The organism is Dyadobacter sp., from assembly GCF_051859145.1.
Lineage (GTDB): Bacteria > Bacteroidota > Bacteroidia > Cytophagales > Spirosomataceae > Dyadobacter.
In genome coordinates this window covers 1-15733 of sequence record NZ_JBHYGF010000011.1, presented here as the reverse complement: position 1 = coordinate 15733, position 15733 = coordinate 1, and the positions used below count along the sequence as shown (strand labels likewise).

Genomic DNA, 15733 nt, shown 5'->3' with positions numbered 1-15733 from the left:
GGTGTACGCGGGCAGCTTCTTTACACGCCGAATTCAAAGACAAACATTACCATCATCGGCGACGTTTCCGATCAGAAGCCGAACGGATATGGCTGGCCTGTCGCCGGGGTTGTGCCTACCAAACGCGCGGCTTATCGCCAGTTCAATGCGATTATCGCTGATCTGAATTACCAACTGCCTTATAACAGCGCATTTGAAAGAAAGTTGGACCTGGATACACCTTCGAAAGCGGATAACCAGCTTGGAGGAGTTTCAGTAAATGCAGATTTTAAAATTGGAAACGGCACATTAACGTCGACTTCGGCCTGGCGTTATTGGAAATGGACTCCATTGAATGATCGGGATTACATCGGACTGCCTGTATTTACAATTTCATCGGGTAACTCCAAACACGATCAGTGGTCGCAGGAAATCCGCTACTCGGGAAGAATTTCGCCGAAGCTGAGCGGGGTAGTAGGTTTGTTTGGTCTGTGGCAGGATTTAGCTTCTGATCCGGTACAGACAGAAGAGGCAGGCTCTGCACAGTGGCGCTTTGCACAAAGCTCAAACAGTCCGTTGTGGAAGACACCAGGCTTGTTCGATAACTTCGGTATCCGTACTACAAACCGCATTAAGAGTACAAGTATGGCCGTTTTTGCCAATGTGGACTGGGCAGTTACCGACAAGCTGCATGTACTGCCAGGTATCCGTTACAACTACGACAAGAAGGTGGTAAACTATGATCGCAAAGCATACGGCGGTCTGCAAACCACAGATGCTGCGCTGCTCGCGCTCAAAAAAGGAGTTTACTCCGACCAATCTTTCAACACAGACTATGATCAGGGTAATTTCTCAGGGCAGTTGTCGCTTCAATACAAAGCCAGCGCGAGGTTCAATGCATTTGCAACTTACTCCATTGGATATAAGCCGATTGGTGTGAACGTAGGTGGCTTGCCAACAGCAAATGGTGCAATTTTGCTTGATCTCGCGAATGTAAAACCTGAGCATGTGGAACACAAAGAACTGGGTTTCAAAACCAAACCTACGGCCAACTCTATCCTGAATTTAACATTGTACCGCTCCGATATACGCGACTACCAGACACAGGTTCAAACGCCTGAACCGGGTGTAAACCGCGGCTACCTGGCCAATGCAGAGAAAGTGCGCGTGCAGGGAATTGAGCTAGACGGTAACATCCGCTGGACGCATCTGACCCTGAATGCAGCTGTGGCTTATACTGACGGTAAGTACGTGAAATTTGCCAACGCGCCCGTTCCTCTGGAAGAAGTGGGAGGAGAGCAGGCATTTAAAGATGTTTCAGGCGGTGCACTGCCGGGTATCTCAAAATGGTCGGGATCGATCGGGGGCGAAGCGAATGTGAAAGGTACCTTTCTCGGTTTGAAAGGAAATTACTTCCTCGGAATCGATGAATTCTACCGCTCCAAATTCTCATCAAGCCCGTCGCCATCCCAATACCTGAACATCGACGGTTATGCGCTGACAAACGGCCGCCTTGGTTTTCGGGCATCCAACGGAATCTCTGCCTTCATCTGGGCGAGAAACCTGCTCAACAAGGACTATTACGAATTGCTTCTGGCAGCGCCGGGTAGTTACGGCCAGTATGCCGGTATCGTAGGCGACCAGCGGACTTACGGCGTAACCCTGCGCTATTCGTTTTAAGGGAAGCAGGCTTTTAGCTTTAAACACGTTTTACAGTTTGGATATCCATGCTGTAAAACGTGTTTTTTTGTTTGTAAATGAATTTTCAGCAAGCCACAATCAAGCGCAGATTTGCTTCCTAAGCTGCTTTATCGGCTTTACAATTCGCAGATATTATTGCGGAATAGCCCCGACCGTTAGTTGCTGGCACATAATTTGTGCGTATTGCGGACTATCCACTGTTGCCTTCCTAATCCTGGAAAGCGCATTTTACACCTTTCAACTTTTCTTTACTGAATGACGACAGAACAGATACAGGAAAATGTCCTGAAACTTGGCAAATGGTTTCATAACATTGATCTGCATGGCGTGAAAACTGCGCCCGACCACTTTCTGGGAGATTACCCCAGCTTCAAGTACCAGAATTTCTCCAAAGCAATCCCCGCAGACCTGACCGGCAAAACTGTGCTGGATATTGGCTGCAATGCGGGTTTCTACTCCATTGAAATGAAAAAGCGGGGAGCCGAGATGGTAGTGGCTATTGACTCGGACGAGCGTTATCTTGCCCAGGCACGCTTTGCAGCGGAGACACTCGGCTTTGATATCGAGTTCCGTAACATGTCCGTATATGAAGTAGCGGAACTGGGCGAGAAGTTCGACGTAGTTATTTTCATGGGGGTACTGTACCACCTGCGCCACCCGCTTTTGGCACTCGACCTGCTGTACGACAATGTGGTGGGAGATATCCTGATCTTCCAATCCATGCAGCGTGGGGGAGATGTGGTGGAGCCTTTGAATGCGGACTATGAGTTCAGTGAGACGGATATGTTCATGTCTCCGAATTTCCCGCAGATGTATTTTATAGAAAAAAATTACTCACACGATCCTACCAACTGGTGGATCCCCAACCGTGCGGGAGCAGAAGCAATGCTCCGCAGCGCGGGCTTCGAAATTACCGCACATCCTGAACCGGAAGTATATATCTGCCGCCGGGCAGAGCTGGCCGACAACCAGCCACGCGCCGTTTACCCAAGCCGACAAACGAAATAATAATTATGATAGAAGCAGTTAAATTCTGGAACGAACCGAATAATAAGTCGCATTGGGATTTTGAAATTGATGGAGATTGGCGCATTTTTTCTGAGATGGTCAGACTCGCCGCTCAGGCAGTAAAAGCAGAGAACCCGGGTATTCTCAGGGTAATGGGCGGCATTTCTCCCATTGATCCTACATTTATACAGAAACTGGAACGCTACGGCGCGCTAACGGATATCGACCGCGTAGCTGTGCACGGTTTCCCACTTGACTGGAACCACTGGCAGCTGAATCAATGGCCTGAAAAGATCGCTGAGATTGAAGCGGTAACCAACAAGCCTGTCTGGGTTACCGAGGTGGGGATATCTACCTTCGGTGCCGAGGAAGTGCAGGAATTCGGTTTGCGAAGAACTGCCGAGCTGCTTTCTGGCAGAGTAGAGCGCGTGCACTGGTATAGCCTGTTTGACCTGCCGATGGCGTGGGGAGCTACTACGCGCCACCGCGAGGCTGAGGGATCTTCGTACTACCGCCACTTTTATATGGGATTGATCCGCGAGGATGGTACACCCAAGCTGGCACTGAAACACTTTTCTGATTTTACACCGGAGTTCGGGATCTGTCAGTGGTTTCACTTCAATGATGAGCGCCTCGAATCGGCTGTGCAATGGCTTCGCAAGCTGGGCGTGAAAAAGCTGCGCACCGGCCTGAGCTGGGCTGACTGGCTGCGGCCCGATGCACATATCTGGTTTGACAAGATGATGAAAGCGCTGGAAGAGTTTGATCTCACAGTGACATTCTGCTTTACACCGGAAGAAAAGGGCATTGCGCCACACCATACCAGTGCGCCTAAAAATATTGGAGAGTTTGCAGCATTCTGCGTAGAAATGATGCGCAGGTATGCCTGAGCCAAAATTGTGTTGGATATGAGTGAAGAAGTACAGTCAAATGCCGCTGAAAAGTGGTTTGAGCTCATGCTCGACGGTGAGTTTGAAGCAGTCTGGAAAATCAGTGATGAGGGATTGAAGGCGAGGGCTGGAAAGTCTGAGCATCATTTACCCCGTCACCTTCAACATATCTGGCAAGGTGGATCGCTGGCGGACAAGCGTGTGCTTGTCCGCTGCTACCACGGTCTTGGTGATACGATACAATTTATCCGCTATGCGCCTTTAATCAGGCAAATAGCATCGGAAGTAGTTGTTTGGGCGCAGCCTGCATTGATTCCTCTGCTTCAAAACAGTGCCGGTATCGACAAGCTGATCCCACTCCACGACGGTACACCTGAGGTAGCCTACGATATAGATATCGAGATTATGGAATGTCAGCATATCTTCCGGTCTACACTCGAAACTATGCCGCGTGAAGTGCCTTATATATATGTACAACCTAGGTATTTGTCACATACTGAAGGTAATCTGGCTGTGGGACTTGTTTGGAAATCGGGCGGGTGGGATGCGCGCCGCGATGTGCCTTTTGCATTATTAAAGACTTTGTTCCGCGTGCCCGGACTGACTATTTTCATCATGCAGGCAGAAGCAGCCGCATCAGGGTGGGAGGAAGGCTTCGGGATCTATCCCGGCGCATTTGATCTTCCTGATTATGCAGCGGTGCTGAAAGGTCTGGATCTGATGATATCCGTGGATTCAATGCCGGTCCACCTGGCCGGTGCACTGGGCGTTCCCGTTTGGAACCTGCTGCAAGCGCACGCAGACTGGCGCTGGATGAAAGACCGGGAAGATAGCCCCTGGTACCCTACGATGCGGATTTTCAGACAGGAAAATGCAGGCGAATGGGAGCCTGTGATAGAGAAAGTGACCGCGGAGCTGGAAAAGCTCAGCGGCCGTTCAATTGTAAATACCGCTTCCTGATTTCACTGAATTTCCCCTGATGGTATGCGAGTCCGTGGTAAACGGCTGCTGCGACGCGTGCCCATTTCAGATACGTTTCAGGTGCATGCTGCATTTTTGCACGGCGGAAAATGCGGTGACTCCATAATGAAATATAATATCGGGTCCGGTAGATCAGCTTACGCTGGAAAGTCGGGCTGGTTGAATCTGGCTTTACACGCTTACGCGTTTTGGAGCGACCCGCTGCCCAGGTAAGCCGGTAAGCAAGTCCCTCGCGGCGCTGACGGAATCCAGCTGCCTGTGTCTGCGCGACAAAGTCCCCGTTTACCGATTCAAGTTGAAGCCGGTCTGCCGCTATTGCTTCTTTTACCAAACCTGAGATCAGCTCGTTTCTGACAATCACCACGTTAGTGCCGCGTCCGTCTGAAGAATAAGGTTCTACCCACGCATCTCCGAATGCGATATCGGCGGTTTCAGCTACTACATCATCGCAAAAGTTACACGCATGGTTCATGAAAAAACCTGCGCCCCAGTCTCCATCTGCCAGGTGCCACCAGTCTTTGTACGTAGATTCTCCATTGTTCATCGTCAGCTCGGCGGTGTACAGATTGGCTGGCCGGCTCGGGTCTTTACGCCGGTAATCCACGCGGGAAATGTCAGCTGACGGAACATGCATTTGCCACGCAAAGCTCTCCACAAACCGCGCACTTTTCATGTGACCGCAGAACAGTCCCAATGTAAACTTGATCCGCTCACGAAAAACAGGATCTTCCCGGCGCAGCAGGTGCACTGCCTTGATAAAGCAGGGAATGCCCACTACCGCATATTTGCCCGGTTTCTCACGGATCAGATCCAGAATCTCCGACATTTCGATAGGATGGTAGCGAGACTTGGCGCCTTCAAGTATCTCTGTCTCGGTTGTGGATATACGATAATGAAAATACCGCCCATTGGTTTGCGGGTCGGTCTCCGTGACCACGTGCGCCACTCCGTCAATCAGCCCGAGCCGCAGCAGCTCTGTGGCTACCCAGCTGACCATCCCGCCGGAACTACCAAGCAACCGAAACTCTTTCTCCGCCACGTGGCCTACGTAAGCAGACTCGACTACACCCAGGAGCGGGTGCTTTTCTTCCTGTGTACCAAACTGTTCCGCCGCGATCTGATCTTCATCAGCCGCTCCTCGCGAAAATGGACAGGTACGTGTAAACGTTTCTGAATCCTGGTGCAGCCAGTGTTGCGGACCAGCCGGTTTAAGCTGACCGAACTCGTCAAACTGCATTCGGATGTCGCCTGATCCTGCCTGCGCCACGCAGCTGCCACATCCAATGCACAAACCTGCATCAATGATCTCGCCGGGGCTAAGGAGTTGGTTCATGCGTGAGTTGGTTAAGGCTGAGCGCCTCGTCAAGGTAATTGTCTGAAACCTGGCGAAGTCGATTGATATTCGCAAAAACTGCCGGATCAAGTGGCTGAGAAAGCAGCTGATTTACTGTTGCAGCATCGGTATTTTCATTGATCAAATGCTTATCCGCGCCCAAAGTAGCTAGCAGGCCCTGTACCTTGAAACTGCGATAGGAGGTAACCTCCGTCACAAACGGCCGCTCATTCCGGATCGCGAATACGCAACCGTGAAAAAAGTTGGTAGCCACCGCCTCGGCTTTCGCCATGAAATGCGCAAAATCATGTGGATCTGCCGTTATCCATTGTTCGTCTGCCCAGTCGTTGCGGTAGCCGATACTGATCAGCGGCAGTTTGCTCGATTCGGCGTATGCTTTGATTTTGGAGATATAGGAATCTGAGAAGTTGTGTCCGTAAACTGCGATATAAGGTTTTTCCCAATAAATACTTTCGCGCGGATCAGGGTTTATCGGAAATTGCAGACAAGGATCCAAAACGATCACCGGCTCAAATCCAAGCGCATTTTTGACGATCGTTTGTGAATTTTCATCCCTCACCGCAATGCTTTCGAAGTTACGCAGCCGCTGTGCCCAGCTTTCTTCCAATCCTTCCGAAGCAGGGTAGTTACCATAGCTGGCCGCATACGAAATCAGGTGTTTGGCTTTCACACCTTCTCCGTAAAAAAGCGGGTTGCGTCCATACCATGGATGGTACAGGTTCCACACTTCATCGCTTCCCACAACCACCACATCGTATTCCTCCATTTCTTCCGGACGGTCCAGCTCAAAGCGGGGAGAGAGCGGGAGTGATTCGAATATTTCGAAAAAGCGCTCTACTTTCTGGCGGTAAATAGGGTGATCAGATTCAGGCACGTGGGTAGGTAATGTGGGCTGCAATGCACATTTCCATTCCGCCATATTAACCCGCCGCGATTCGTGATCGAGAATCACGGAACTGTGTCCGCGGGATTGTATGCCTTCTGCCAGGCAGCGCGCCTGCCAGTAGCTTCCGTAATTAATGCAACGATGAAAGGTCAAAACTCCGGTTTTTAAAACACTCATTCGGTATCAGGACAGTTATTTTAGGAAAGTGCAGTTATAAAGCTCCTTTTCGCACGATTTTTGAGCTTCGTCAATTTACTTCCATTTGATGTAAAAAGAATGCCAAAGTACTTGAAGGGCATTTAACCAACCTGCATTCACAGTAATCAACGATTTACATGACCCGATTTCTTCTGATCCGGCACGCTACTACCGACTCGGTTGGCAAGCGACTGTCCGGCCGAACACCACAGGTATTTTTAAACGAAGCGGGCCGCGCCGAAGCTGAAAGGCTTGCACAGCAGCTCGCCGGAGTCACACTACACGCCATCTACACCAGTCCGCTGGAACGCACGACTGAAACAGCCGGCTTCGTTGCCAGGCCGCATAACCTTCAACCTATCAAGCAGGAAGACTTTCTTGAAATCAACTTCGGAGAATGGACCAACGCTACGTTTGCAGAGCTGGATGCGCTGCCGCAGTTCCGGCATTTCAATACATTCAGGAGCGGCACACGCATTCCCGGGGGCGAAACCATGCTAGAAGCACAGGCGCGAATGGTAGGAGGGATTGAAAAGCTTTGTCGCCAGCACCCGGGCGAGACGGTCGCCATCGTGAGCCACTCGGATATGATCAAAGCCACCATTGCCTATTATACCGGCGTGCATCTTGATCTTTTTCAGCGGATTGAGGTAAGTCCCGCTTCGGTGAGCATCATAGAAGTAGGTGCGGATTACGCCGGCATCAAGCTGGTGAATTATACCGGTGAGCTGGCGTTCTGATCCTGCGGCTATTTCTTATCTTGCTTGGCTTCCAGTCCCGCTTCTTTCCGGTGCTGTTCCATCGTTTCCAGCACCTGCTCGGGACGTACATCTTTGGCAAGACTGTCAATCTCAGCATCATAGGATTCGGGAATATCCATTTTCTTAGCCATTGCAGTGGTAAGCTGGATCAGGCGCGTGATCTCGTGCTCAGCCAGCAGGTTTACCTGCAGGTTCAGCTCGGCGCGCCTGTCAGCTTCGGCATTCATCCGGTTCTGACTGATCAGTACGAATGTAGAGAGGAAAATAGCTTCCACAGAAGCGAACATGGCCAGTACCACGAAAGACTCGTCAAATGGTTTTAGTCCGAGCCAGCCCAGGTTCCAGATGATCCAGATCCCGAACATCGTGAGGTGAATGTACACGAACAGCATACTTCCGGTAAAGCCGGTAATAGTGTCGGCTAATCTTTCCTCGAACGTTTTCCTGCGTTGTTCTTCCTTACTTCTTTCCAGCAACGCGCTTATATTGCGCGTAACGATCTTCATTTCAGGGGCGTTTGCGTGATCCGCTTCGTTCTGTGTTGGGCTGCCCATCTTTCCATCTGTTTTGAATCCGGCCGCATTGGTCTACTATCGTGCCACCGGAAACACGGAATCAAAATTGCATTATTCCTGGCTGTCCTTCTTTTAGCTAAATTCTGCCCGTAAGCTGTTAAGCAGCTCACTGATTTTTTGAAATACATGAAATAGCCAGACAGGTTTGCATTCTTCCGCTTCAATTTACGTCAAAGGGAACCGAAAAAATGAGGCAAGAAAATTTTCTCCTGGATGAGTCGCAATGTCGAAATTATCGAAAGGCTTGTAGGGAAAGCTCCCCAAATGGGAAAAATAGGAGGTTTGTTCTCTACATGTGGTTACATGATCTAATAAAAATCAAGGTATTTTTCCCACCTTTCATACTATAAAATCAGTACAAGGCAATTGACTTCCCGTCCAAGGCCACTCTCTCCCATTTTCCCGGCTGAGGTACTTAGCAGCTTGATTTTCTTGCAAATGACATGCCCACTTTTCAGGAGTGGCGAGCAGCGACCAGCATCTTCTTCTGCTACTTTATAGCTCATGCCGCAGCTTCGTATACCGACTTAGGTACAAAGCTTGTAGTACCCAGCGACGAAAATTCGGGTTCACACATTTATCCCCAACATCTGAGGAAGTGTCCCGCAGCCAGGTTCAGGAGGCATATTCCCGCAAGTTGTAGCCCTGAGTAATCCGGATTTTTCCGTGTCCGGTGCAAGCAGGATTCTTTGGTTTTGCAGCCGGCAAGTACAATTAAACAGCGGGTAGAATTGTAATTTTTATAGAAAACAAACTGAACGAATAACTAACCTCAAAGATCATACAATGAGCAAAACAGTTCTAATAACAGGAGGTGCTGGTTTCATAGGTTCTCATTTGGCAAATGAGCTACTCGAAAGAGGGTATAATGTAAAAGCGCTGGATAATTTAAGTGAACAGGTCCACGGAAAGAACTGCACGCGCCCCGACTACCTCAATGAGGAAGTTGAGCTGATCGTCGGCGATGTGCGCGACCCTGAAAAAGTAAAGCAGGCATTGAAGGGTGTGGACGCAGTTTACCACTATGCCGCCATGGTAGGAGTGGGCCAGAGCATGTACCAGATCAACGAGTATACGGATGTCAACAACCGCGGAACCGCTGTCCTGTTGGAAGCACTGATCAACAATCCCGTTGAAAAGCTCGTCGTAGCAAGCAGCATGAGCATTTATGGCGAAGGTTTGTACCGCGATAAGGCAGGTAAGATCAGTCCGGGCTACGAGCGGGACCTGAATCACCTGAAATCAGGCAACTGGGAGTTGATGGACGCAAACGGTGATCTTTTAACCCCATATCCGACCCCGGAAACCAAAACACCATCACTGGCTTCGGTGTACGCGCTTTCCAAGTACGACCAGGAGCGCATGTGCCTCATGATCGGAAAAGCTTACAATATCCCTACTGTCGCACTACGGTTTTTCAATGTGTACGGTACCAACCAGGCACTGTCCAATCCTTACACCGGCGTACTCGCAATTTTCGCGTCGCGCCTGCTGAATGGGAATGCGCCAATGATCTTTGAAGACGGTCGCCAGCAACGTGACTTCGTCAGCGTGCAGGATATCGCCCAGGCCTCTCGCCTTGCGCTGGAAACCAAGGCAGCAGAGTACGAGTCCTTCAATGTAGGAAGCGGAAATGCTTATACCGTAGTAGAGATCGCCGAGAAAATGGCGCGTGTGCTGGGCAAAGAGCACATTGAAGCTGAAATATCAGGCAAATACCGCGTGGGAGATATCCGCCATTGCTTTGCTGACATTACCAAAACTAAGGAAGTACTGGGTTATCAGCCTAGAATTTCATTGGAAGAAGGTTTGGTCGAGTTGGCTACCTGGCTGGAAGGACAAACCGCCGAAGACAAAGTTGCACATGCTAAAAACGAGTTGATGACAAGAGGTCTGACCGTTTGAAATATAGTTTCTAATCTATAAACACGCAAACGAAATATGGTGCCGGAAATCCCCTTGAATAGAAAAGATATGGAATATGAAAACAATAATGTGGGACTTGTACAATGGTTCCATATCAATCAGCACCGGGAAGTGGAGAAGGCAGTGGAGGAGTTTGAAAAACTGGGTGTTGCACGCATTCGTACGAATATCTCTTGGGCAGACTGGCATCTGCCGGAAGGAAAAGAATGGTTCGACTGGCTATTTGCGACGATAGGCAAAAAGCTGGAAATACTGCCTTGCATATTGTACACACCGCCATCGATCGCATTAAAGCCGAAATCGTCTGCACCGCCGCGTAATGCAAAGGATTATGCAGATTTTGTAGATACCATTATCACCAGGTACGGCGAGTATTTCGAATATGTGGAGCTTTGGAATGAGCCTAATAACCAGGCTGAATACGATTTTACGTTGGATCCGGACTGGAATATATTCTGCGAAATGATTGGCTCGGCGGCAAACTGGGCGAGACAGCGCGGAAAGAAAACGGTACTCGGCGGCATGAGCCCCATTGATGCGAATTGGCTGAATGAAATGTTCAGAAAAGGCTTGATGGAACACATTGACGTAGTAGGTGTCCACGGTTTCCCTGACGTATTTGATTACAACTGGGAAGGCTGGCAGGCCGAGATCAGCAAGATCCGCGCGGTACTTAACGCGCATCAGTCGAATGCGGCGCTCTGGATCACAGAGGCAGGGTTTTCTACCTGGCAGAAAAATGAGCGCAAGCAGGTGAAGGAATTTATCAATGCGCTGGAAGCAGGTGCAGAACGCGTTTATTGGTATACATTAAAAGATCTTTCGGCGGAACTTCCCGCAGTGGACAGGTTCCACCTCGACGAGCGTGAGTATTATTTTGGTATTAAAAATGACGACAACTCGCCGAAACTGCTCTACACACTACTTGCTGACAGCGGCGTAACCGGCGTGAAGCAATATGAATGGCTGACCCAGCCGCTTCAAGGTGCAAGCGCAGAAGAACCATATACATTGATCACAGGCGGCGCGGGATTTGTAGGTACAAACCTCGCAGAACGGATACTGAGCTCTGGTAAGTCTGTGCTGATCTTTGATAACCTGTCCCGCGCGGGTGTACAGAATAATTTGTATTGGCTCAAAGAAAGATACCCTGATAAATTGCTTGTGATGGTAGGCGATATCCGCGACAAGCACGCTGTTAAGCAGGCAGTTTCGGGCGCTTCGCAGATCTTCCATTTTGCAGCGCAGGTGGCGGTAACATCAAGTCTTACCAATCCTTACCACGATTTCGAAGTAAATGCATTGGGCACGCTGAATGTACTTGAAGCGATCAGGCACACCGACCACAAGCCGCCGGTTGTTTTCACTTCTACCAATAAGGTTTACGGCGACTTACACGATCTGGGTATGTCGGTGAATGAAACGCGCTATTTTCCGGAGAATAAATACGTAGCTGAAAACGGGATCGACGAGGAACGTAACCTGGATTTCCACAGTCCCTACGGCTGTACCAAAGGTGTGGCCGACCAGTACATTCTCGATTACGCCCGCACGTTCGGTTTGAAAAGCGTTGTGTTCCGGATGAGCTGCATTTATGGTCCGCACCAGTTTGGTACGGAAGACCAGGGCTGGGTGGCCCACTTCCTGATCCAGGCGTTGAAAGGCAAGCCGATCACGCTTTACGGGGATGGAAAACAGGTTCGTGATATTTTGTTTGTTGAAGACCTGGTAGATGCATTCCTGCTTGCAGCACAGCACATGGACCGGATCAGCGGCAATGCATTCAATATTGGCGGCGGCGTCGGAAATACGGTCAGCTTGCTTGAACTGATTGATATGATCAAGCTGATCACAGGCGACAAGCCGGAGGTGAAAATGGAAGAATGGCGTTCCAGTGACCAGAAATACTATGTTTCCAATTTTGATAAACTCAAAGCAGCCACAGGTTGGAGCCCGGCGACAGGTACCATGGAAGGTATAGCCAAGCTGCACGAATGGTTGATGGAAAACGCACATATTTCATTGGACAAAACAACAAAGGCGAAAGCCGCTGAGCAGAAAACAACTCCTATTTTTTAAAATACCCGGAAATGATTGCAGCAGTACTGACCAAACCTGGTCTTTTCGAGATACAAAAAGTAGGTATACCGGAATTAAAAGAGAATGATATCAGAATAAAAGTGGAAGGCTGCGGTGTATGTGCATCGAGCCTGCCGCTGTGGGAAGGCCGCGAGTGGTTTGGATACCCGGTTGAGGCCGGCGCGCCCGGACATGAAGGCTGGGGGATCGTGGATCAGGTAGGTGATCAGGTAACCAGTCTGAAATCGGGTGATCGCGTTGCATTCCTCTCTGGCAAAGCTTATGCAGAATACGATATAGCGCAGGAAGGTGCAGTTGTGAAATTGCCGGATACCTTAAATGCAGTACAATTCCCGGGCGAGCCGCTGGGCTGCGCGATGAACATATTTGAGCGGAGCGACATTTCGGAAGGCGATACCGTTGCTATTATCGGAATGGGTTTTCTGGGTGTTTTGCTTTGTCAATTAGCTAAAAAGCGGGGCGCGAAAGTGATCGCTATCTCCAAAAGAGACTTCTCCCTGGGTTATGCGGAACGAAATGGTGCCGACGAAGTGATCCCGCTCACGAGTACCTGGGAAGTTGCCAATAAAGTCTCTGAAATTACCGGCGGCGCATTTTGCAGCCGCGTGATCGAGGCTACCGGCAAGCAGGAAGCTATTGATATTGCTACCGAAATCGTAGCAGAAGGCGGCAGACTGATGATCGCAGGTTACCACCAGGACGGCATGCGCCAGGTTAACTTCCAGAAATGGAACTGGAAAGGCATTGATGTGATCAATGCGCATGAGCGTAAGCCGGAAAGGTACCTGAGCGGAATGCAGCAGGCGGTAGCCGCTGTGGTCGACGGAACGATCCGCCCGGCAGATCTGTACACACACATTTTCGGGATCGAAGATTTGGCGAAAGGTTTTGAAATGACCGCCAGCCGCCCCGACGGATTTATGAAAGCGCTTATTCAGATTTAACACGCAACAGATTGGAAATTTCGACTAACATAAAACCTGCGCTGGCTTTTGCGGGGGTAGGCTGGATAGGCCGGAGCAGAATGCAGGCTGCGATCGAGAGCGGTTCAGCTGAAATTGCGCTTTTGACGGATCCGTCTGCCGAATGTATTGCCGAAGCATTAAAAATGGCGCCGGTCGCAAAAACCGTTTCTTCTTTTGAGGAAGCGATCGCGGACCCGGATATAGATGGCGTGGTGATCGCAACACCGAGCGCCCTGCATATGGAGCAGGCGGTTGCTGCATTTGAAAACAACAAAGCCGTTTTTTGCCAGAAACCGCTGGGGCGCAATGCATCCGAAGTTGCTGCCGTAATCGCCGCTGCTGAAAAGGCGAATAAGCTCCTCGGCGCTGATTTTTCTTACCGGTATACTGCCGCGTTTCAGCAGATCCTGCCCATTATTTCGTCTGGCGAGCTCGGACAGATTTTTGCGGTTGATCTGAAATTTCACAATGCATATGGACCGGATAAAGCCTGGTTTTATGATATGAAACAATCCGGCGGCGGCTGCCTGCTCGACCTGGGCATTCACCTGCTCGACCTGATGCTTTATGCCCTTGATTTTCCTGAGGTAATTGCATTAAACAGCAGTTTATACAGCAAAGGTGTCTCGGTGAAAGGAAAAAACGAGGTGGAAGATTACGCCAACGTTTCGCTTGAACTCGCAACCGGCACCAATGCGCAGCTATCGTGCAGCTGGAATTTGCAGGCGGGACAGGAAGCAGTGATAGAGGCTTCTTTTTACGGTACCAAAGGCGGGGTTTCGCTTAAAAATGTGAATGGGTCTTTTTATGACTTTACAGGCTCACGCTACTGGGGTACCAAAACCGAAACGCTCGTGAGTCCGCCGGATGCGTGGGGAGGAAGAGCATTGACAAACTGGATACAAAAACTTTCGGTAAGCACAGCCTTCGAGGCGTCGGCAGCACAATACCTGCCCTCGGCCGAAGTGCTCGACCGCATTTATGGACGCAGCTAACCACATATCGCCCCTCAAAGTACTGATGACCGCCGATACAGTCGGCGGCGTGTGGACTTATTCCATAGAGCTTTGCCGGGCGCTGGCTGACTATCATGTGCATTTTCACCTCGTTACCATGGGCGCGAAAATGCAGTCCTGGCAGGCAGCTGAAATTGGTGCGCTGGACAATGTAACTGTCTACGAAACAGATTACAAGCTGGAATGGATGGAGAACCCGTGGGAGGAAGTGGACGAAGCGGGCGCCTATTTATTATCGCTGCAAAAAGCGGTGCAAGCCGACCTCGTTCATCTAAACGGGTATGTGCACGGTGCATTGCTATGGGATGTTCCCGTGATTTCGGTTGCGCACAGCGACGTATTTTCCTGGTTCAGGGCAGTTGTTAATACAAACCCGCCTGCGGATTGGGATACGTATTTCGCAAAAGTCCAAAGCGGCTTGCAGCAGGCAGACCACATTGTAGCGCCTTCCCGGGCGATGATGGACGAGCTGGATGCGATATATAATTTGCATGAAAACCACTCGGTAATTTACAACGCCCGCAGTGCAGACCGGTTTTTTCGTGGTAAAAAAGAAAAGGCGGTGCTCTGTATGGGCAGGATCTGGGATGAAGCCAAGAATGTAAAGCTGCTGACCGACGCTGCGCCGCTGATCCATTACCCGATTAAAATCGCAGGCGAAACGCAGTTTGAAAATAACAGCACGGAAGTGCAGCAGAGTAACATCTGCCACCTGGGCAAGTTGGGTTCTGATGCGATTGCCAAGGCACTTTCCACAGCCAGCGTGTATGCATTACCGGCGAGGTACGAACCGTTCGGGCTGTCGGTGCTGGAAGCGGCATTGTCGCACTGTGCATTGGTACTCGGCGACATTCCTTCCCTGCGCGAGATTTGGCAGGATCATGCGATTTACGTCCAAACAGACAACCCGCAGCAACTTGCCGATACGATCAATGCATTGATGCAGGACGAGGAAAACCTGAACAAAATGGCTGAAAAAGCCTTCCAGCGCGCACAGCAATTTACCACAAAACAAATGGGCAGACAGTATGCTAAACTGTACCAGCAACTGGTAGAAGAGTTTGAAGCGGCACAACGAAACATCCTTTAACTATGAATATTGTCCTTTTTTACCATTCCCTGCTTTCGGACTGGAACCACGGAAACGCACATTTCCTGAGAGGTATCGCCACCGAGCTGATCAAGCGGGGGAATACCGTCAGCATTTACGAACCCAAAGATGCGTGGAGCCTGCAAAACCTGATCGCCGACTACGGGCAGGAGGCAGTGGCGGAGCTGAAAAATTACTATCCGCTGCTGAGCAGCATTCAATATGATCCGGCCACCCTGGACCTGGACGAAGTATTGAAAGATGCCGACCTGGTACTGGTGCATGAATGGAATGAACATGCAT

The 15733-nt window shown here is 50.1% G+C and carries 14 protein-coding genes and 1 pseudogene; 11 read left to right on the top strand and 4 right to left on the bottom strand.

What is annotated here, in order from left to right; translation table 11 throughout:
• The 4 genes from ACTIE6_RS01280 to ACTIE6_RS01265 form a co-directional block, all read left to right on the top strand.
• On the top strand, window positions 1-1659 hold a 1659-nt coding region (locus ACTIE6_RS01280; protein WP_439554899.1), incomplete at its 5' end, for a TonB-dependent receptor.
• A 276-nt stretch (window positions 1660-1935) separates the two neighbouring features.
• The gene (locus ACTIE6_RS01275) at window positions 1936-2688 is read left to right on the top strand and encodes a TIGR04290 family methyltransferase (RefSeq protein WP_439554898.1); all 753 of its coding nucleotides are present in this window, start codon (window positions 1936-1938) and stop codon (window positions 2686-2688) included.
• Window positions 2689-2693: 5 nt separating this feature from the next.
• Window positions 2694-3578, top strand: a complete 885-nt coding sequence (locus tag ACTIE6_RS01270) for a glycosyl hydrolase (RefSeq protein WP_439554897.1) — start codon at window positions 2694-2696, stop codon at window positions 3576-3578.
• Between the two features lie 18 nt (window positions 3579-3596).
• Window positions 3597-4538 carry a glycosyltransferase family 9 protein gene (locus ACTIE6_RS01265; protein WP_439554896.1) on the top strand — a complete coding sequence of 314 codons (942 nt, stop codon included), beginning with the start codon at window positions 3597-3599 and terminating at the stop codon, window positions 4536-4538.
• Here ACTIE6_RS01265 and ACTIE6_RS01260 read toward each other — a convergent pair.
• A complete protein-coding gene (locus ACTIE6_RS01260; protein WP_439554895.1) occupies window positions 4504-5892 on the bottom strand; it encodes a Coenzyme F420 hydrogenase/dehydrogenase, beta subunit C-terminal domain in 1389 nt (462 codons plus the stop codon). The genes ACTIE6_RS01265 and ACTIE6_RS01260 overlap by 35 nt on opposite strands.
• Window positions 5876-6952, bottom strand: a complete 1077-nt coding sequence (locus ACTIE6_RS01255; protein WP_439554894.1) for a polysaccharide pyruvyl transferase family protein — start codon at window positions 6950-6952, stop codon at window positions 5876-5878. The genes ACTIE6_RS01260 and ACTIE6_RS01255 overlap by 17 nt, the downstream gene beginning before the upstream one ends.
• A 182-nt stretch (window positions 6953-7134) precedes the next feature.
• Between ACTIE6_RS01255 and ACTIE6_RS01250 the strand changes: the two genes are divergently transcribed.
• Window positions 7135-7737, top strand: a complete 603-nt coding sequence (locus ACTIE6_RS01250; RefSeq protein WP_439554893.1) for a histidine phosphatase family protein — start codon at window positions 7135-7137, stop codon at window positions 7735-7737.
• A gap of 8 nt (window positions 7738-7745) precedes the next feature.
• On the opposite strand, the gene ACTIE6_RS01245 is transcribed toward ACTIE6_RS01250, so the two are convergent.
• Window positions 7746-8312, bottom strand: coding sequence for a DUF1003 domain-containing protein (locus tag ACTIE6_RS01245; RefSeq protein WP_439554892.1), 567 nt, complete (start codon window positions 8310-8312; stop codon window positions 7746-7748).
• Window positions 8313-8677: 365 nt separating this feature from the next.
• Window positions 8678-8839, bottom strand: a complete 162-nt coding sequence (locus ACTIE6_RS01240) for a hypothetical protein (RefSeq protein WP_439554891.1) — start codon at window positions 8837-8839, stop codon at window positions 8678-8680.
• A gap of 280 nt (window positions 8840-9119) precedes the next feature.
• On the opposite strand from ACTIE6_RS01240, the gene ACTIE6_RS01235 reads away from it, so the two are divergent.
• The 6 genes and pseudogenes from ACTIE6_RS01235 to ACTIE6_RS01210 form a co-directional block, all read left to right on the top strand.
• Window positions 9120-10238, top strand: a complete 1119-nt coding sequence (locus tag ACTIE6_RS01235; protein ID WP_439554890.1) for an NAD-dependent epimerase/dehydratase family protein — start codon at window positions 9120-9122, stop codon at window positions 10236-10238.
• A 69-nt stretch (window positions 10239-10307) separates the two neighbouring features.
• Window positions 10308-12338 carry an NAD-dependent epimerase/dehydratase family protein gene (locus ACTIE6_RS01230; protein ID WP_439554889.1) on the top strand — a complete coding sequence of 677 codons (2031 nt, stop codon included), beginning with the start codon at window positions 10308-10310 and terminating at the stop codon, window positions 12336-12338.
• A gap of 11 nt (window positions 12339-12349) precedes the next feature.
• Complete coding sequence (locus ACTIE6_RS01225; RefSeq protein WP_439554888.1) at window positions 12350-13303, top strand: MDR/zinc-dependent alcohol dehydrogenase-like family protein; 954 nt, start codon at window positions 12350-12352, stop codon at window positions 13301-13303.
• Window positions 13304-13314: 11 nt separating this feature from the next.
• Window positions 13315-14319: a Gfo/Idh/MocA family protein gene (locus ACTIE6_RS01220; RefSeq protein WP_439554887.1), complete on the top strand. Its 1005-nt coding sequence runs from the start codon at window positions 13315-13317 to the stop codon at window positions 14317-14319.
• Complete coding sequence (locus ACTIE6_RS01215) at window positions 14306-15430, top strand: glycosyltransferase family 4 protein (protein ID WP_439554886.1); 1125 nt, start codon at window positions 14306-14308, stop codon at window positions 15428-15430. The genes ACTIE6_RS01220 and ACTIE6_RS01215 overlap by 14 nt, the downstream gene beginning before the upstream one ends.
• A gap of 2 nt (window positions 15431-15432) precedes the next feature.
• Window positions 15433-15733, top strand: a pseudogene (locus ACTIE6_RS01210) (glycosyltransferase); the annotation flags it as partial.